The following is a 16,830-nucleotide window of genomic DNA, read 5'->3' as shown; positions in this document are numbered from 1 at the left end:
CTCGGCTTCACCTCGATCGACCGATCTCTCGTCGAGGCGGCCTCGACCATGGGCGTCTTCGTCTACCATTGCGCGCCTGAAGGCATGGTGCCGTGGCACGTCACCTCGGGCATGAACGGCGCCATCATGGTGCTGCCGCGCGAAGGCCTGAAGGACGAGAAGGGTCAGCCGCTGACCTACGACAAGATCTACTATGTCGGCGAGCAGGACTTCTACGTGCCGAAGGACGAGGCCGGGAACTACAAGAAATACGAAACCCCCGGCGATGCCTATGAGGATGCTGTCAAGGCGATGCGTACGCTGACCCCGACCCACATCGTCTTCAATGGCGCAGTCGGCGCACTGACCGGCGACAATGCCCTGACCGCGGCGGTGGGCGAGCGCGTGCTGGTCGTCCATTCGCAGGCCAACCGCGATACGCGGCCGCACCTGATCGGCGGGCATGGTGACTATGTCTGGGCGACCGGCAAGTTCCGCAACCCGCCGGACCTCGACCAGGAGACCTGGCTGATCCCGGGCGGTACCGCGGGCGCTGCCTTCTACACCTTCCGCCAGCCGGGTGTGTATGCCTACGTCAACCACAATCTGATCGAGGCGTTCGAACTGGGAGCGGCCGGTCACTTCAAGGTCACCGGCGAATGGAACGACGATCTGATGACATCGGTCGTCAAGCCGGCATCGATGTAAGCGGCTGATGCAAGGTGATCGTGGGGCCGCGATTTCGGCGGCCTCACACGCGAACAAAGGCACGCGCCCGTTGGCGCGTGCCGTTTCCCCGGAGACCTCCCATGCCCAGCAACAAGAAATCTGCGGTTTCGCTCCTCTCGCTCGCAGCCCCGGCCGTTCTCTTGGCCGCAATCGGTGGCGTGCTTTCGGCGAAGGTGGGGCTGTTTGACGATCTCAAGGATGGCGTCGATCTGTCGATCCGGCCGCCGGTAACCGTTACGATCGCGCCGCGTGAAATGAGCTATCGGGCAGAGGGACACTTCCTGAAGAACGGCTTTGCCGTCGATGCGCCGATCGTCGTCGCGGCGCTCAAGGAACCGCTCGAGATCATGAAGTATCAGGTGACGCGCGAGGACTTCGAGCGCTGCGTCGCCGAGGGCGCCTGCCAGCAGCCGGAGGGCGGCCATGGCGCCGGCCTCTCGGGTGTGCCGATGACCGGGATCAACTATACCGACGCGACCGACTACGCGGCGTGGCTGACCAAGAAGACCGGCGAAGTCTGGCGTCTTCCGACCGACCAGCAATGGGCCTTCGCCGCCGGGTCCAAATTCCCCGACGATGCGCTGGGGATCGACGGCACCAAGGATAATCCGGCGCTGCGCTGGCTGGCGGACTACGAGCGCGAATCCAGCCGGCAGCGGGCGAAGAACCCGATGCCGCAGCCTTCGGGCGCTTTTGGCGAAAACGAGTATGGGGTTGCGGACCTCGATGGCAATGTCTGGGAATGGACCGAGACCTGCCATCGCCGCGTCACGATCGCGGACGACGGCACGGTGCTGAAGGAGCAGCCGGCCTGCGGCATCTTCGTCGTCAATGGCAAGCACCGGGCGTCGATGAGCTTCTTCATCCGCGATCCGAAAAGCGGCGGCTGTGCCGTTGGTGTGCCGCCGGACAATCTCGGCTTCCGGCTCGTGCGAGACGGCCGCTGGTATTCGGGCTTCCTCTACGCCTTCGAACGCCGGCTGCAGGGCGCGGGTTGACACCGCATGGCCGGTGGAATGCGGGGCCTCTCGCGTCGTGGCCGGCATAGGACTTCGTAATGCTATTTGCCCCCAGATCGTCACCGATCTGGGGGCAAAGGCACATGGTAAATCGAGATGCTGCGGCGACCTTTGCGCGTCTGACGGGACGTGCGGCACCCTGGTCCTTTTGCCGGGTCCTGGGCTGTGCTAGAGCAGGGCAACTCAAACGGCAGGATGTAGGGCCAAAGTGGCTGCACTCGATCGCACTCTCGTCAAATCGCTCCCTCTGTTCCAGAAAATGAGCGACCCGGAACTGGATTCGCTGCTGACGCGCGCCACGGTGCGGCGCGTCCCGCAAAACGAAGCCGTGTTCGAACAGGGGGCGACGGCCGATTTCTTCTTCCTGCTGCTGCATGGTCGGCTGAAAGTGACCCAAGTCACCAAGGATGGGCAACAGATCATCGTGCGGGTCGTCAATCCCGGCGACCTTTTCGGCTTTGCCCGCGCACTGCAGCGCCACGACTATCCGGGTACGGCGACAGCGGCGACCGAGAGCCTGGTTCTTGCCTGGCCGACGGAACTCTGGAACGTCTTCGTCGAGAAGAACCCCCACCTCGCCGTCAACGCCATGCACACGATCGGACAGCGTCTCGACGAGGCACATACCCGCATCCGTGAAATGTCGACGGAGGAAGTCGAGCGCCGCGTCGCGCATACCGTGCTGCGGCTCGCCGAACAGGCCGGAAAGCCCGATGGCGGCGGCATCCGTATTGATTTCCCGATCTCGCGCCAGGATATCGCGGAAATGACGGGGACGACGCTGCACACGGTTTCTCGCATCCTCAGCGCCTGGGAAGGGCAGGGCCTTGTACTGGGTGGACGCCAGAAGCTCACCCTCAAGGACATTCCGGGTCTGCGTCGCCTGGCAGAGCGCGTCGGCTAACCTTCTGAAACCAAACTCCGCTGGGCCCCTAAGGCCGCGTCGCGCGAATGGCGTAGCGGTGCTGGCTCTTCCGTGCCAGGCCCTTGAATACGTTCCAGTTCCGCGCCTGGGTGCGGTGTATCTCGCTAAGATCCCTGTCGATCGCAATGTCGGTGAAGCCGGCCTCGCGCAACAACTCGACGACGGCTTCGGCCCGGGCGCCCTCGGAGAAGTGGACGCGCGAGAGGATGCTCCGATGCGTCGCCATCATCTGCGACGAACCGCTCGGCGTCTCCGCCTTGAACACGCCGAGGCGTTGTCCCCAGGCGCTGAGCTTCGAGAACAGCCGTTCGAGCGCACTGGTATTCACAAAGTCACCGTCGACGATCAGCAGCGTTCCACCGGGCTTGAGGACGCGCAGCCATTCGGCAAAGGCGGCGGCCGGATCGACGAGCGTCCACACCAGATGCCGGTTGACGATCACATCGTAATGGCCGTCGGGCTCCATGGTGTTTTCGGCATCACCCAGGGCGAAGCGGATCGAGCGACCGCGCTTGCGGGCCTTTTCGCGGGCGCGCTCGAGCATGGGTTCGGCCCAGTCGAGGCCCTGCACCTTGAAGCCGAGTTCGTCGAGCAGATGCGAGATGACGCCCGTGCCGCTCGCAAGGTCCAGTGCGGCGCGACCGGCGCCCGCTCCGAGGTGGCGCAGAAACAGGGCGTGCCAGGCCGCGCGTTCGTCTTCCGAGAAGATCTCGTGCCCTGGCGACAGGTCGAAGGTTGCGGCGCGATCCGACCAGTAGGCCTTGATTTCATCCCGCAGGTTGTAGTTCTGCCGATCCGTTACGTCGCTCATGTCGATCCCGCTCGTCCCTGTTTGGAGGCGTTCTAAAAGATAAATGTTGACTAATAAAGTCATGAAACATTAGATCGCGTCGATTTTCCCAGCGGAGCAAAAAACAATGCGGTTTTTCAATGGGGTGGCTGCGGCCGCCACGGACCTTTGCGTGCTTTTTTCAACGGCAGCCTTCGCTGATGTCGTGACGTTGAAAGATGTCACCGGCCGTGATGTCGAGGTCAACGTGCCGGTCGAGCACGTGATCCTCGGCGAGGGGCGCCAGATCTATTTCCTCGGCGCGCTCGACCGCGACGATCCGTTCAAGCACGTCGTCGGCTGGCGCGACGATCTTGCGAAGGCCGATCCTGAAAGCTACGCCGCCTATCTCGAAAAATACCCTGACATCGCCAAGCTGCCGACCTTCGGCGGCATGAAGGACGGCACCTTCGACATTGAGCAGGCGGTGGCGCTGAAGCCCGATGTCGTGCTGATGAACGTCGACGCCAAGACGGCGACGGAAGAGGCCGGCTACATCGAAAAGCTCGCCAAGGTCGGCATCCCGCTCGTCTATGTCGACTTCCGCGAAAAGCCGATGGAAAACACCGAGCCGAGCATGCGCGTGATGGGCAAGCTGCTCGGCAAGGAGGAGAAGGCCGAAGAGTTCATCAAGTTCCGCGCCGAGAGCATCGCCAAGGTGACCGACGTCCTGGCGAAGGCCAACCCGAAGAAGCCGCTGGTTTTCGTCGAACGCGCCGGTGGCTATTCCGACGATTGCTGCATGTCTTTCGGTAACGAGAATTTCGGCAAGATGGTCGAGTTCGCCGGCGGCGTGAACATGGCGAAGGACATCATTCCCGGCACCTTCGGCGTGGTCAATCCGGAACAGATCATCGCTGCCAACCCGGATCAGATCATCATCACGGGCGGCAACTGGCAGGGATACGTGCCGGGCGGCGCCTGGGTTGGTGTCGGCTATGGCGCCGATGAAAAGGAAGCTGCCCGCAAGCTCGAAAACCTGACCAAGCGACCGGCCTTCACCGGCGTCCAGGCGGTCAAGGACGGCCAGGTCCATGCGATCTGGCACCAGTTCTACAACAACCCCTACCAGTTCGTCGCGATCCAACAGATCGCCAAGTGGCTGCATCCGGACCTCTTTGCCGATCTCGACCCGGAAGCGACGTTTAAGGAATTGCATGAGCGCTTTCTGCCGCTTCCCTACAAGAGCGGCTACTTCGTCTCGCTGACGACCAGCAAGTAAGGGCATCGCCGGCCGGAGGAGGGGAGGTCTCCGGCGAGACGACCGAAAGGAATGAGAATGTCGATCTTCAGGAAAATCGCGTCGGCGACGATCGCCGCAATCGTGCTGGCGGCTCTGCCGGCCAGCGCGGCGGAGATCATCGATGTCACCGGCCGCCGGGTCGAGATCGCGCTGCCCGCCAAGCGCGTGCTTCTGGGTGAGGCCCGGCAGGTCCATGTGGCAGCAGCGCTGAAAGGCGAGCATGTCTTCGACACGATCGTCGGCTGGCGCGACGATCTCCTGAAGAAGGATCCGGATTCCTACGCCGCCTATCTCGAGCGCTTCCCCGAGATCGAGAAGCTGCCACGCTTCGGCTACATCCCATCTGGTGATTTCAGCCTCGAGGCGGCGATTGCGCTCAAGCCCGACGTGCTGACCCTCAACCTCGAGGCCGAAAAGGCAGTCGAGGAATCAGGCTTCATCGAAAAGGCTGAAGCCGCCGGCATCGCCGTCGTCTATCTCGATTTCCGCGTCGATCCGGCGGCCAACAGCGAAAAATCGGTCGAAATCCTCGGCCAGCTTTTCGGCGCCGAGGGCAAGGCGCGCGAATTCATCGCATATCGCAATGCCCAGATCGCGCTGGTGACGGACCGCCTCAAGAAGGCGGATGCAATCGCGCGCCCGAAAGTCTTCATCGAGCGTTCTCCCGGCATTACCGGTGACGTCGTCTGCTGCCGAACCTTTGGCCCCGCGAATTTCGGCAGGATGGTTGAAGAGGCCGGTGGCCACAATATCGGCTCGGACGTAATCAAGGGCACCTTCGGCGATCTCAATCCCGAGCAGCTGATCGTCAGCGATCCAGACCATGTCATCATTACCGGCAGCAACTGGTCGGCGGAATCCGATCTCAACCAGTTCGTGAGCGTCGGTCGCGGCGCGGATCCGGCAACGGCCGAAGAACGTCTGCGCGGCCTGATGCAGCGCCCGGGCTTTCCCGGCCTGAAGGCGGTGAAAGAGGGCAACGTGCACGCCGTCTGGCACCAGTTCTACGGCGCGCCTTACGAGTTCATTCCGATCCAGCAGTTTGCCAAGTGGTTCCATCCGGAGCTCTTTGCCGACCTCGACCCGGATCGGACATTCCGCGAGTTTCACGAGAAGTTTCTGCCGGTGACCTATCGCCCGGGCTACTTCGCCTCGCTTCCGAAGGGTGGTGAATAATGGTTGCGATGACCGACCAGATTTCCGGCATTGAAGGACGGGGACGCTACCGCGCCCTCGTCTTGCGCCGTTTGGTGTTGATCTTCTGTCTGCTCGGTGGGCTCTTTGCCTCGGTCGCGGTCGACATGGCACTCGGCCCGGCGAACTATCCGCTTGCGGATGTGCTGACCGCGCTGTTCCGGCCGGAAACCGTGAGCGACCAGCTCCGGGTGGTGATCTGGGACATTCGTATGCCGATCGCGCTGATGGCCGTGACGGTGGGCGCCTCGCTGTCGGTTGCCGGGGCGCAGATGCAGACGATCCTCGCCAATCCTCTGGCAAGCCCGTTCACGCTCGGCATTTCCGCGGCCGCCGGCTTCGGCGCGGCTCTCGGTCTTGTTGCCGGCGTGGCGGTCTTTCCCGTCGCCGTCCAATACATGGTGCCGATCAACGCCTTCCTGATGGCGATGCTTGCGGCGCTCTTCATTCACTTCGCCTCCACCATGCGTGGCGTCACGGTGGAAACGATCGTGCTCCTCGGCATCGCGCTCGTCTTCACCTTCAATGCCGCGCTGTCGCTGCTCGAATACCTGGCCTCCGAACAGGCGCTCGCCGCCGTCGTCTTCTGGACGATGGGCAGCCTCACCAAGGCGACCTGGCCCAAGGTCTGGATCACCGGTGCGGTGCTCCTCTTCGCCTTGCCGCTCTTTGCGCGTCATGCCTGGGCGCTGACGGCGCTTCGGCTCGGCGACGACAAGGCTGCGAGCTTCGGCATCAATGTTCGCCGGCTAAGGCTCGAAGCGATGATGACGGTCAGCCTGCTTGCGGCGATCCCGGTTTCCTTCGTCGGCACGATCGGCTTCGTCGGTCTCGTCGGGCCGCACATGGCCCGGATGCTCGTCGGCGAGGATCAGCGCTTCTTCCTGCCGGCCTCGGTGCTTTGCGGTGCGCTTCTGCTTTCGGTCACTTCGGTCGTCAGCAAGATGCTGATCCCCGGCGCCGTACTGCCGATCGGTGTCATTACCGCGCTCGTCGGCGTGCCCTTCTTCTTCGTGCTGATTTTCACCAACAGGAGGCGCGCATGGTAAGCCTGTCGCTGGAAAAGGTCGGCGCGAACTATGGCCGGCGCACGGTGCTGTCGGACGTCAACACCGGCGTGTTGCGCGGTGGCGGCTTGACGGCGGTGATCGGTCCCAATGCGGCCGGCAAGTCGACGCTGTTCAAGCGCATCGCAAACCTGACGTCCGGCCCCGGTACCGTGCATCTTTCGGATACCGCCAAGGGGCCCGACGGCATCTGCTACATGCCGCAGGATACCGGCGCCAATGCCGTGCTCTCGGTTTACGAGTCCGTGCTTCTGTCGGCCAAGCAGGGTTCCGGCTGGAAGGTGAAGGACACCGAGCTCTCCGAGATCGACCGGGTGCTCGGCGAACTCCGGATCGCCGACCTCGCCTTTCGCGGCCTCGGTGAGCTCTCCGGCGGCCAGCGCCAGCTTGTCTCCATCGCCCAGGCGCTGGTGCGCAAGCCCGAAGTGCTGTTGATGGACGAGCCGACCTCGGCGCTCGATCTCTTCCGCCAGATCGAGGTGCTCGGCTTCATGAAGCGCCTGTCGGCGCAGTCGGGCATGGCGGTGCTGATCGCGCTGCACGACCTCAACCACGCGCTGCGCTACTGCGACGACACGATCGTCATCAGCGGCGGCTCGGTGCTGGCGAGCGGTCCGACCCATGAGGTGATCACCGCGGACATGCTGCGCTCGGTCTACCGCGTCGAGGCGCGGGTGGAAGCCTGTTCGATGGGGCGGCCGGTCGTGATCGTCGACGAGTCCCTGTAGCCCGGCGGTGTTGCAGCCCGACAGCTCCAGTCGTCGCGGCCACCGGCCGACGTCAGAGCGTGGCAAGCTCGCGATTGGATAGCGTGCCGCCATTGGCTCGTTTGATGTCGAGCTTGCGTTCAAGCGAGGCCATGATGTCCTCGCTGAACTCGATCGATGTAAGTTCGGCGATCTCGGGCAGGGCGCCTGGCGTAAAGACGTTGACCTCCACCAGCCTGTCGCCGACCACGTCCAGGCCGACGAGGAACATGCCGTCGCTCACCAGCTTCGGCCGCATCTGTTCGGCGACGGCCAGCATTTCGGGTGTGACGACGGCGGGCATCGGCCTACCGTTGACATGCATGTTGGACCGTAGCTCTCCTTCCGCCGGGACGCGCCGAACCGCCGCATAGGTATCGCCGCGCTTGAGCGGCAAGCCGTTCATCAGGAACAGTCGGACGTCGCCTTCGGTTGCTGCGGGCAGGTATTCCTGTGCGATCACATAGCCCATCTCGCTGACGGCCTCGAAGATCTGGTTGAGGTTCGTCTCGTGGCTGGAACTGACCTTGAAGACGTTTTTGCCGCCGGAGCCCTGCAGCGGCTTCAGGATGACGCCCCCCGGGTGCTCATCGACGAAGGCCCTGATCTCCTCGACATGCTTCGAGATCAGCGTGGTCGGCCGGACCGTTTCGGGAAAGTCCTGGAGATAGAGCTTGTTCTGCGCCCGTGCCAGCCCGTCGGGATCGTTGACGACGATCGCACCGCGCTCGGCTGCAAGCCGCCCGAAGATCACGCCCGCCTGGGTAGCCCAGGGGCGGGGACCTGCATCTTCCGACGGGTCGCTCCTCAGGAACAGAACGTCGACATCGGCGATGTCGAGAATGTCCCGTCCAGTCGCGTCCCCCCTCAATGCGGCGATGAAGGTTTCGGCCTTGCGCGGCTTCACAGCACCAAGGTTGAGGGCGTGGACCATCAGGCGGCCATCGGGCTTCAGGATGAAATCGCCGGGGGTCACGTAGACGATCTGGTGGCCGCGGGCGAGCGCCGCAAGCGCAAGCGATGTCGTCGCGTAGAACGTTTCTTCGCCCTCGATGGAGTTGACGAGAAAGGCGATGCGCATTCAGTTTCCTACTCTGCGACCATGTCGAGCGGCGTAATTCCCCTCTGGGCTCGCTGAAGTCGGTCGCGCGCTTTGACGTCATCGAGAAAAATAGGGCGAATTGCTGCGGCACCAAGGAGGCCGCGCAAATTGAGTTCCTGGATCGCGCCGAAATGTGAGGCTGCGATCTTGCCCATCCAGAAGGGCTCAAGACTGCCGCCGTCGGCGAGATGGTCGAGAAGCTGCAAGAGGCCGCGCAGATAAATCGCGTCCTTGACCAGCCCGCCGCCGCGATAGATGCGCAGCGTCATGTTGAAGGCCTCGGCGGTGCCAAAGCCATGGCCGTCGACGAGCAGCCGGTAGGTCTCGGGAAACAGGGCGCCGTCGAGCAGGGCCGCGCAGCCGACGACTCTCGCCGCAAGCACGCGCAGCCGGTCTGCGGTCATTCCGGCGCTCAGATACTCGGCGAAGACGGCAAGCCCTTCCTGCATGCCCTCGTAGCCGGCAAGCCCGGAGCGCAGAACCCTGAGGCCCTGGGCTGAGCCGTTGAAATAGGTGAGCAGGTGAACGCCGATCTCGTGGTTGAGCAACGCCTCGACGCGATCCTGGTCGAGTGACGAACTTCGCGCGATCAGCAACTGGCCGCGCGAAACCAGCAGGCCGGCCGGCAGGTCGTCACGAATTTCGACCGACGCGGTGAAATCGGCCGACTGGCGTCGATAGGCCGATATCATCGCCTGGGCGCGGTCCCTGATATACGTGCAGTCGCGCCGGTTGCCGGATGTCGAGGGCGCGTCGCCATCCGCTGTCGTCCGCGCAAGGATGTCCGACGCAGCGCTGAGAAGGCCGCTTTCCACCGGGCCGTAAAGTGCGCGGCCGAGCTCGATGAATTTGCGGGTTTCCCGCGCGGATATCATCGAAAGCTGCAGGTCGACCTCCTGCTGCTTTTCCCGATAGAGGGCGTAGAGCAGCGGATCTTCGAGATGCTCGAAATTGAGGGTGAAGAGCTTGCGCTTGGCCGTTTCGATCTGCAGCGTCAGCGGCCGATAGTAGAGACGAGGGCTTCTGGAAAAGCCGCTCGATGCGAATTCCGCCCAGGCCGTTTCGGCGTTGATCGGCGTCACCGCAAGCAGAAAATCGAAGCTCGAGGCAATCTCGTCGATGCCGCGATCGGCGCGAACCACCGCATCGACGAAGGCCTTGCGGCCGAAGGCGCGGTGCGTCGACAGCCGAAAGTCGTCGGACTTCGCGCGGGCGAAGGCTGCAACGGCCCGCAGGCCGGCGTCGAAAACGCTCGCGACCAGGCGCTCACGCAATTGCGGATAGATGCGGCGGGTGCCCGGTTCGCAATAGATCGGGGCGAAGCGGACCGTAAGGTGCGGGTGGTCGAGCGCCAGGGTCTTCCCGCTCGCCGGCGCTTCCGGCTGCCGTTCGACGAGGGTCACATGCGGGGTCCGGAACTTTCCTTCGATCGTCGCAGCGGTTTCGATCAGAGCCTTCGCCGCGGCCTGCTCGGGGGCGCGTGCCCCGGCAACGACTTCGATCAGGAACGGCGGCAGGAAGGGCGCATCCTTGGCCGGCGGGTCATCGCTTTCAAGCTCCGCGAATTCGAGAACGATGAACATGCCCAGACGCTCTTCGATCACGCGGCCGACCCGCTCTATGACGGCGGCGGCGATATCGACGTTCGGCGCCAGCAGATAGGCGGCATTCGCCTGGGCTATGTCGCGCGCGACCGGCTGCTGGTGCTCTGCGGCGATATGGACACAGAGGAAGGGAAGCAAGCGGTCGATGTGCAGCCGCCCGCCATCGCCGAAGTCCTGTCGCACCGCGCGGCTATCCTTTAGCCGGGTAATGGCTTCCTCCAGCCATTCCGGGCTCGGGTCCGCGAGGATGGGGCCACCGTCCGTCATCGCTGCCTCGCGAGCGCCTCGGTCAGCACCGGAACGAGTGAGCCCACCAGTGTCCGCAGCGAGCGTAGCGCTTCGAGGTCCGGCTTGCCGGTCCACTCATCCATGAAGGTCTTCTTGAACTCGATCGCGATCGCGCAACCCGTATCGGGAAAGTGTTCGTGGATGAAGCGCGTCTGCTCGCCGCGACCCTGAAAGGCGATGTTTTCACGCACATCCACGGGTCGGCCGGCGAACGTGGTGGCGCTGATGGCCGATATCAGCGCATCGATGACGTCCGCCCATTTGGCCCGATCCATGGAGGCGGTGCCGATGTTGATCTCGGGCGTTTCGGCGACGTCAGCCGGTTCGATCTCCGGCCCTCGGCGTCGGTGGTTGTAGCTGTGCACGTCGAGCACGACGAAGCGCTGATGGCGCCTTTCGATCGCGGTCAGCATGGATCGCAGCATGGCGTAATATTCGTCATGCACGGCAAGGGATGCTTCGATCAATTCGGCAGACGGCTGCTCTCGCCAGACGGATAGGCCCCAGGCCTGCGCGGGCTGGAGATAGACGGCGCCCGTGCGGGCGCGGTTGAGATCCACCTCGAAGCGGGAACGGTGCACGACGATGCGGTTGGCGAGGTCACGGATCATGAACTCGGTGAACGGGTCTTCCTCCCGCAGCCTTTCCTCGTCCGTCAGCGCCACCAGCGCACGGACATCGCTGCGCATGGCATGCCCGTTATGGATCGCGGTGCCGACGATCGGTCCGTCGCCGCGATAGCTGGTCCACCAAGCGTTCTCTGTCGCTGAACGGAACTGTTCCGTCGGCTCGCGTTGCATGTTCGCTCCCGCATGCCCTCAGTATGGGCGCTTCGGGAATGCAACTCCCGGGCACGGCCGAGAGTTCCGGAATGAATCAAAATTCCGTGCTGGATCTGTCCGCTGCGGATGCGCCTCTCGGCTCCCGCGTCAACTCGACGATGCAGCGAGTTCGCCGAGAACCCATTGGCGAAAGGCGCCGATCTTCGGTGAATTCCGGCGCGTCTCCGGGTAGACCATCCAGTAAGCCTGGCTATCGTCGCAAAGGAGGTCAAACGGCTGGACGAGCCGTCCGTCTGCCAGCTCGGCCGCGAAGAAGGCGGGTGTCAGGATCGCCACGCCCTGGCCGGCGATTGCCGCATTTCCCTCGTAGACCTGCGCGCCCATGCTGGCGCCCGGGCGGCTCGAAAGCCCCTCGACGGGCACATTCGCGGCCGCAAACCATTTCGCCCACCAGGGATCGCCGGGATCGAGCAGCTGCAGGCGCAGGAGATCGGTCGGCTCCTTAACTCCGCCAATGCTGGCCGCGAGGCTCGGGCTGAGCATCGGCGAGAAATCGGCGTTGATCAACCGGTGGGCCGCAAGCCCCGGCCACTCTCCGAGGCCAGAGCGAATGCCGATATCGACCTCCTCGCGGTTGAAGTCCACCAGATGCGGATCCGTCTGAAGGCGGACGGCAAGCGAAGGGTGGGCGATCTGAAAGGAGCCGAGGCGCCGCGCCAGCCAGTTGGAGGCGAAGGTTGCGATCGTGCTGATGACAAGCGTTCCCTGGGCGCCGCCGCGCGCCGACACATAGGCTTCGCTGAGCTGCTCGAAGGCTTGGGTGACCGCTGGAGCCAGCCGCTGCCCGATTTCAGTCAGGGCGATCTGGCGCGGTCGGCGCAAAAACAAGGGTGCGCCGACCCGATCCTCGAGAACCTTGATCTGATAGCTCACCGCGGCCTGCGTCATGCCGAGTTCGGTCGCGGCCTTGGTGAAGCTTCCATGTCTGGCAACCGCCTCAAACACGCGGGCCGCCGTCAATGGTGGGAGCGGGAGAGTCTTATGCATTAAATGGCCTTATGCATAGTAAGCGATATTCGATTGGAAGGTGATGCTGTTCGTAACCACTTTCAAGGTCCGTCCATTAGACGGATTGATGAAGAGGATGACGACTATGACAACCATTCAAGTACGTAGTTTTTCGTCGACAAACGATTTTTCCGCGCGCTCCTGGCTGGCGCTTTTGTTTACCCGGAAGAGCCGTGCGCCAGAAGTTGTCGACGTCAGGGACCTGTCGGACCATCTGAAGCGGGACATGGGCTTTCTCGATGGCAATCGCCCCGACGGGGAAGACCTCCCGAGCGCTTGATCTGCCTCGACCTGGGCGAGCCTCCCATCGCTCAGGTCCCCCGCTGCCAGGGGGCGGGCCTTGTTTGCCGCGGCCTCCTCCTTCCCTTCTCTCACGCCATGACGTAAGCCAATGGGGGAGCAGTTTTTCACGTCTCGCCTGCTCTTTGGGTCAGAATTCCTTTAATCTACTATTTGAGTGGATAATCTCGGACGGGCTCGGTCAGGAATCGAGCGGGGCAGAAACGCCCTCCGGTCGGCGCGCCTTTGCGGCGATCGGCTGAAATGAGGTCTGAGATGAGTATGCTGCGGCAATTCGAGCGTTTGAGCGCAATTCGCGAGGTCCTGCAGGGTCGTTTGGAGCTCCACGAGGCCCGGGACTGTTTCGGATTCGACGATGTCGAGGACGGCACGGCCAATGAGCTCAGGGATCGTATCGCCGAACTCTCCGACGAAATCTCGACCTTGAAAAGTCGTTGCGACCGGTTTGAAAGCTTCGGCCGTCAATGACCAACCCGGACGGCGGTAACACGTCGTCGATGAATGGACCATCCCCATGACATTGCATGTGAATTCACGCGTCGCGGATCACGCGATCAATCCGCTCTTTCTCGAACGCTGGTCGCCGCGCGCCTATTCGGGCGAAGAGATTTCCCAGGCCGAACTCTTTGAGATCCTCGAAGCGGCGCGCTGGGCGCCATCGGCCTACAACGCCCAGCCCTGGCATTTCGTCTATGCGCGCCGCGGCGGACAGGACTGGGAGAAGCTGCTCGGTCTTCTGAACGAGTTCAACCGGAGCTGGGCAAAAGAGGCCTCGGCGCTGATCTTCGTGCTGTCTAGGACCTCCTTGCTGCCGCCGGGCGCCAGTGAAGAAGTGCCTTCCTATACCCACTCCTTCGATACGGGTGCCGCCTGGGGCGCGCTCGCCCTGCAGGCAGCGCATTCCGGCTGGCAGGCCCACGGCATGGCCGGCATCGACTATGATCGGGCTCGCGCCGAACTCGAAGTTCCCGAAAACTACCGGATCGAGGCAGCCGTCGCGATCGGCCGTCTCGGCGACAAGGCGCTCCTTCCGGAGGCCCTCCAGCAGCGTGAGCGGCCGAGCCCGCGCAAGGCGCTCTCCGAAATCGTATCCGAGGGACGGTTCGTTGCCGGCTGAGCCGCGATAGAGCCCCCACGAGGGAGCGGGCATGCTTTGCCGGTCCGCTCTCCTCACCGGTCGTCCGGCTCTTCCTTGCTGGTCGCGTTCAACGCCTGTACGCTGACGGCGGCGACCAGGCCGGTAAGCACGATGCCGGAAAAGCCGATCACCAGCGCCAGTAGGCGCGCGCTCAAGTGCTTGGGCGTGATGTCGCCATAGCCGATCGTCAGCCCGGTGACGAAGGTAAAGTAGAGCGCTTCGTCGAGCCGCCAGTCTTCGATTTGTCCAATGATGAAGCCGACGCCGGTCATCACGATCAGGACCGCCGAAAAGATCGGCCAGAGCAGCTGAAGCTGCTGGTAGAGATTGGAGAAAAACAGGCGCCGCATTCTCTTGGTCTGGCTCCTGCGATGTGATTTCGCCACGCATTCCTCCCTTCTGCCGGGTGGAGGAGAGAGCCATATCGACCGTTCGCAAGGATCGCCTCGGCTTGCTCGCAGCCGCCGAAATTTCCGCTCGGCCGAGCTCCACCGGTCTCAAGATAGTAGCAAGTCGAGCGTCCTGCCAGCGCCTGCTTTGTGCGACGGAAAACAAGGTTCGGCCGCCGGTCGAGGTGTCCTTGCAAGCGATTTGGCCCGGTGCTATCGCTTTAGAATTACTTCATGAAAGCTCCTGTCAGAGGACAGTCCCGATGGCATCGAACGAGCATTCGCTTGTCAGCGACGGTCGCGGTCTCACCGCGGGTTTGCGACTGGACGTAATCGCAGGTCTCACGGCTGCCGCCGTGGTTCTGCCCAAGGCCATGGCCTATGCCACGGTAGCCGGCCTGCCGGTCAGTGTCGGTCTCTACACCGCCTTCGTGCCGATGATCATCTACGCGCTTCTTGGCACATCTCGGGTCTTGAGCGTCTCGTCGACCACGACGCTTGCCATTCTCGCCGGAACCCAGCTCGGCCTTGCCGTGCCGGATGGTGACCCCGGCAAGTTGATCACCGCGACCGCGACGTTGACGGCCATGACCGGCGGGCTCCTCATCCTGGCTTCGGTTCTCCGCTTCGGCTTCGTCGCCAACTTCATTTCCTCGCCGGTCCTGATCGGCTTCAAGGCCGGCATAGGCCTGGTCATCGTGCTCGACCAGGTGCCGAAACTGCTCGGCCTTCACATCACCAAGGAAGGCTTCTTCCGGGATATCCTCAGCATCGCTGGCCACCTGTCCGAAACCTCGATGCTGACACTCGCGATTGCGGCCGCAGCACTGGTGGCGCTTCTGGCGATGGAGCGGCTCTGGCCGCATTCGCCGGCGCCGCTGCTTGCGGTCGCCGCCGGCATAGCGCTTTCCTGGTTCGCCGGCCTGGCGGCGCTCGGCGTCTCCACCGTCGGCTTCATCCCGCAGTCGCTGCCTTCGATTACGCTTCCGAGCCTTGGCCTTGCTCAAGAGCTTCTGCCCGGCGCACTCGGCATCGCCTTGATGAGTTTCACGGAGACCATTGCCGCCGGCCGCGCCTTCGCGGCCCCCTCCGACCCGCCGATCCGGGCCAACCGCGAACTGCTGGCAACAGGTGCCGCAAATCTCGGCGGCGCGCTCTTCGGCGCCATGAGTGCTGGCGGCGGCACGTCGCAAACGGCCGTCGTGCGCGCCGTCGGCGGCCACTCGCAGGTGGCCTCCCTGGTCACCGCGGCAGCAGCGGCGGCGACCATGCTTGTTCTGGCGCCTCTTCTCGGCTTGCTGCCGCAGGCCGTCCTCGCGGCGATCGTCATCGTCTATTCGATCGGGCTCATCAAGCCGGCGGATTTCTGGTCGGTTCGCAAAGTCCGGCGCATGGAGTTCCAGTGGGCGCTGGCGGCCTTCCTCGGCGTGCTGCTCTTCGGGACGCTGCAGGGCATCATCGTTGCGATCGTGCTTTCCTTCATCGGGCTCGCGCGCCAGGCGGCTTCGGCGAAGGTCTATGTCGTCGGCCGCAAGCGCGGCACCGATCGGCTACGCCCGCTGTCACCGGATCACCCTGATGACGAGACCTTCGAAGGGCTGCTGATCCTCCGCCCGGAGGGGCGCCTGTTCTTTGCCAATGCGCAGCAGGTGGCAGACCAGGCGCAGCTGCTGGTTGCTCAGCAAAAGCCGCGGGTTCTCGTACTCGACATGAGCCGGGTCTTCGACATCGAATATTCGGCGCTGCAGATGATGATGGAGGGCGAGCGTCGTATCAGTGCGCAGGGCGTCACCGTATGGCTGGCCGAGTTGAACCCGGACGTACTTGCCTATGTGCGCGCATCCGGCTTTGCCGATCAGCTCGGCCCCGATCGCCTGTTCGTCAACACCCGCACAGCCCTCCAGCGCTACCTGATGAGCGCGGCTCCGGCGGCAGCCTGACCTATTCCGCCATCATCTCTCCCGTCCCGCCGAATGCCGGCGGGAAGTCGCGATACTTTGGCAGGCCGTCCTTCATCGGCAGCACCGTCTCCTGATAGTTGACGTGGAGCGCGGGTTTGAACGGCAGCGCTGGAATGACCGCCGCAAAGACGTCGGTCACGCCCCAGAGCGGATGTTCGGTCATGAGGTGACCGCCGCAAGCCTTGCACCATTTGCGCACGCTGGTCGCGGTCTTCTGATAGCCAACGAGATTGTCTGCGCCCTTGACGATCCGAACCTTTTCCGGAGGCCAGAGCGTGAAGGCATTGACTGGACCCGCCGACCATGTCCGACACGAGTTGCAGTGACAGAAGCCCATGGCGGCCGGGTCACCGCTCACTTCGATCTCGACTGCACCGCAGAAGCACTTTCCGTTGAAGCTGCCGTTCGCTGCCATGACTTTCTCCAATGAAAGAACGCAAGGGGCAAAACACCTCCATTTGGCGGCG

The 16,830-nt window shown here is 63.4% G+C and carries 18 protein-coding genes; 11 read left to right on the top strand and 7 right to left on the bottom strand.

Going from position 1 to position 16,830, the window contains the following annotated elements; translation table 11 throughout:
• The 3 genes from nirK to I8N66_RS29585 form a co-directional block, all read left to right on the top strand.
• A partial coding sequence (gene nirK, locus I8N66_RS29595; RefSeq protein ID WP_291161706.1) for a copper-containing nitrite reductase occupies positions 1–687 on the top strand: 687 nt, incomplete at its 5' end.
• 101 nt (positions 688–788) lie between these two features.
• Positions 789–1,706, top strand: a complete 918-nt coding sequence (locus I8N66_RS29590) for an SUMF1/EgtB/PvdO family nonheme iron enzyme (protein WP_291161703.1) — start codon at positions 789–791, stop codon at positions 1,704–1,706.
• Positions 1,707–1,935: 229 nt separating this feature from the next.
• Complete coding sequence (locus I8N66_RS29585; protein WP_291161699.1) at positions 1,936–2,631, top strand: Crp/Fnr family transcriptional regulator; 696 nt, start codon at positions 1,936–1,938, stop codon at positions 2,629–2,631.
• A 28-nt stretch (positions 2,632–2,659) separates the two neighbouring features.
• On the opposite strand, the gene I8N66_RS29580 is transcribed toward I8N66_RS29585, so the two are convergent.
• Positions 2,660–3,463, bottom strand: a complete 804-nt coding sequence (locus I8N66_RS29580; protein ID WP_291161696.1) for a class I SAM-dependent methyltransferase — start codon at positions 3,461–3,463, stop codon at positions 2,660–2,662.
• A gap of 106 nt (positions 3,464–3,569) precedes the next feature.
• Between I8N66_RS29580 and I8N66_RS29575 the strand changes: the two genes are divergently transcribed.
• Genes I8N66_RS29575 through I8N66_RS29560 form a run of 4 tightly spaced genes read left to right on the top strand, consistent with a single transcriptional unit; the run spans position 3,570 to position 7,713 of the window.
• Positions 3,570–4,703: an ABC transporter substrate-binding protein gene (locus tag I8N66_RS29575; protein ID WP_291161693.1), complete on the top strand. Its 1,134-nt coding sequence runs from the start codon at positions 3,570–3,572 to the stop codon at positions 4,701–4,703.
• Positions 4,704–4,754: 51 nt separating this feature from the next.
• Positions 4,755–5,900 (top strand): ABC transporter substrate-binding protein, encoded by a 1,146-nt coding sequence (locus tag I8N66_RS29570; RefSeq protein ID WP_291161689.1) that lies wholly within the window; start codon positions 4,755–4,757, stop codon positions 5,898–5,900.
• Positions 5,900–6,967, top strand: a complete 1,068-nt coding sequence (locus I8N66_RS29565) for an iron ABC transporter permease (RefSeq protein ID WP_162768789.1) — start codon at positions 5,900–5,902, stop codon at positions 6,965–6,967. Before I8N66_RS29570 ends, I8N66_RS29565 begins: the two co-directional genes overlap by 1 nt.
• A complete protein-coding gene (locus I8N66_RS29560; protein ID WP_113538329.1) occupies positions 6,961–7,713 on the top strand; it encodes an ABC transporter ATP-binding protein in 753 nt (250 codons plus the stop codon). The genes I8N66_RS29565 and I8N66_RS29560 overlap by 7 nt, the downstream gene beginning before the upstream one ends.
• 52 nt (positions 7,714–7,765) lie before the next feature.
• Here I8N66_RS29560 and I8N66_RS29555 read toward each other — a convergent pair whose 3' ends face one another.
• The 4 genes from I8N66_RS29555 to I8N66_RS29540 all read right to left on the bottom strand — a co-directional run bounded on the left by I8N66_RS29555 (position 7,766) and on the right by I8N66_RS29540 (position 12,554).
• The gene (locus I8N66_RS29555) at positions 7,766–8,812 is read right to left on the bottom strand and encodes a glutathione synthetase (RefSeq protein WP_291161681.1); all 1,047 of its coding nucleotides are present in this window, start codon (positions 8,810–8,812) and stop codon (positions 7,766–7,768) included.
• Between the two features lie 8 nt (positions 8,813–8,820).
• Positions 8,821–10,704, bottom strand: a complete 1,884-nt coding sequence (locus tag I8N66_RS29550; protein WP_291161678.1) for a flavohemoglobin expression-modulating QEGLA motif protein — start codon at positions 10,702–10,704, stop codon at positions 8,821–8,823.
• On the bottom strand, positions 10,701–11,525 hold the full coding sequence (locus I8N66_RS29545; RefSeq protein WP_291161675.1) for an N-formylglutamate amidohydrolase: 825 nt from the start codon (positions 11,523–11,525) through the stop codon (positions 10,701–10,703). The genes I8N66_RS29550 and I8N66_RS29545 overlap by 4 nt, the downstream gene beginning before the upstream one ends.
• A 129-nt stretch (positions 11,526–11,654) precedes the next feature.
• Positions 11,655–12,554 carry a LysR substrate-binding domain-containing protein gene (locus I8N66_RS29540; protein WP_291161672.1) on the bottom strand — a complete coding sequence of 300 codons (900 nt, stop codon included), beginning with the start codon at positions 12,552–12,554 and terminating at the stop codon, positions 11,655–11,657.
• Between the two features lie 106 nt (positions 12,555–12,660).
• On the opposite strand from I8N66_RS29540, the gene I8N66_RS29535 reads away from it, so the two are divergent.
• From I8N66_RS29535 to I8N66_RS29525, 3 genes are all read left to right on the top strand, one after another.
• Positions 12,661–12,855, top strand: a complete 195-nt coding sequence (locus I8N66_RS29535; RefSeq protein WP_113538512.1) for a hypothetical protein — start codon at positions 12,661–12,663, stop codon at positions 12,853–12,855.
• Between the two features lie 275 nt (positions 12,856–13,130).
• Complete coding sequence (locus I8N66_RS29530) at positions 13,131–13,343, top strand: hypothetical protein (RefSeq protein ID WP_113538334.1); 213 nt, start codon at positions 13,131–13,133, stop codon at positions 13,341–13,343.
• A 46-nt stretch (positions 13,344–13,389) separates the two neighbouring features.
• Positions 13,390–13,992 (top strand): nitroreductase family protein, encoded by a 603-nt coding sequence (locus I8N66_RS29525; protein ID WP_291161667.1) that lies wholly within the window; start codon positions 13,390–13,392, stop codon positions 13,990–13,992.
• Between the two features lie 53 nt (positions 13,993–14,045).
• Here the strand turns inward: I8N66_RS29525 and I8N66_RS29520 are convergent, their stop codons facing one another.
• A complete protein-coding gene (locus I8N66_RS29520; protein ID WP_113538335.1) occupies positions 14,046–14,363 on the bottom strand; it encodes a potassium channel family protein in 318 nt (105 codons plus the stop codon).
• 302 nt (positions 14,364–14,665) lie between these two features.
• On the opposite strand from I8N66_RS29520, the gene I8N66_RS29515 reads away from it, so the two are divergent.
• On the top strand, positions 14,666–16,342 hold the full coding sequence (locus I8N66_RS29515) for a SulP family inorganic anion transporter (protein ID WP_291161663.1): 1,677 nt from the start codon (positions 14,666–14,668) through the stop codon (positions 16,340–16,342).
• Between the two features lies 1 nt (position 16,343).
• Here I8N66_RS29515 and I8N66_RS29510 read toward each other — a convergent pair whose 3' ends face one another.
• A complete protein-coding gene (locus tag I8N66_RS29510; protein ID WP_113538337.1) occupies positions 16,344–16,778 on the bottom strand; it encodes a GFA family protein in 435 nt (144 codons plus the stop codon).
• Between the last annotated feature and the right edge of the window lie 52 nt (positions 16,779–16,830).

This window comes from Ensifer sp. SSB1 (assembly GCF_016652895.1).
Lineage (GTDB): Bacteria > Pseudomonadota > Alphaproteobacteria > Rhizobiales > Rhizobiaceae > Ensifer.
The sequence above is the reverse complement of the archived record's forward strand: the minus strand, read 5'-3'. Positions and strand labels throughout refer to the sequence as shown.

Excerpts from the sequence above, each read along its gene's own strand:
- I8N66_RS29550 (WP_291161678.1), bottom strand. The coding sequence starts at position 10,704 with ATGACGGACGGTGGCCCCATCCTCGCGGACCCGAGCCCGGAATGGCTG.
- I8N66_RS29525 (WP_291161667.1), top strand. The coding sequence starts at position 13,390 with ATGACATTGCATGTGAATTCACGCGTCGCGGATCACGCGATCAATCCG.
- I8N66_RS29545 (WP_291161675.1), bottom strand. The coding sequence starts at position 11,525 with ATGCAACGCGAGCCGACGGAACAGTTCCGTTCAGCGACAGAGAACGCT.
- I8N66_RS29560 (WP_113538329.1), top strand. The coding sequence starts at position 6,961 with ATGGTAAGCCTGTCGCTGGAAAAGGTCGGCGCGAACTATGGCCGGCGC.
- I8N66_RS29580 (WP_291161696.1), bottom strand. The coding sequence starts at position 3,463 with ATGAGCGACGTAACGGATCGGCAGAACTACAACCTGCGGGATGAAATC.
- I8N66_RS29520 (WP_113538335.1), bottom strand. The coding sequence starts at position 14,363 with ATGCGGCGCCTGTTTTTCTCCAATCTCTACCAGCAGCTTCAGCTGCTC.
- I8N66_RS29565 (WP_162768789.1), top strand. The coding sequence starts at position 5,900 with ATGGTTGCGATGACCGACCAGATTTCCGGCATTGAAGGACGGGGACGC.
- I8N66_RS29570 (WP_291161689.1), top strand. The coding sequence starts at position 4,755 with ATGAGAATGTCGATCTTCAGGAAAATCGCGTCGGCGACGATCGCCGCA.
- I8N66_RS29510 (WP_113538337.1), bottom strand. The coding sequence starts at position 16,778 with ATGGCAGCGAACGGCAGCTTCAACGGAAAGTGCTTCTGCGGTGCAGTC.
- I8N66_RS29590 (WP_291161703.1), top strand. The coding sequence starts at position 789 with ATGCCCAGCAACAAGAAATCTGCGGTTTCGCTCCTCTCGCTCGCAGCC.
- I8N66_RS29515 (WP_291161663.1), top strand. The coding sequence starts at position 14,666 with ATGGCATCGAACGAGCATTCGCTTGTCAGCGACGGTCGCGGTCTCACC.
- I8N66_RS29535 (WP_113538512.1), top strand. The coding sequence starts at position 12,661 with ATGACAACCATTCAAGTACGTAGTTTTTCGTCGACAAACGATTTTTCC.
- I8N66_RS29555 (WP_291161681.1), bottom strand. The coding sequence starts at position 8,812 with ATGCGCATCGCCTTTCTCGTCAACTCCATCGAGGGCGAAGAAACGTTC.
- I8N66_RS29530 (WP_113538334.1), top strand. The coding sequence starts at position 13,131 with ATGAGTATGCTGCGGCAATTCGAGCGTTTGAGCGCAATTCGCGAGGTC.
- I8N66_RS29575 (WP_291161693.1), top strand. The coding sequence starts at position 3,570 with ATGCGGTTTTTCAATGGGGTGGCTGCGGCCGCCACGGACCTTTGCGTG.
- I8N66_RS29540 (WP_291161672.1), bottom strand. The coding sequence starts at position 12,554 with ATGCATAAGACTCTCCCGCTCCCACCATTGACGGCGGCCCGCGTGTTT.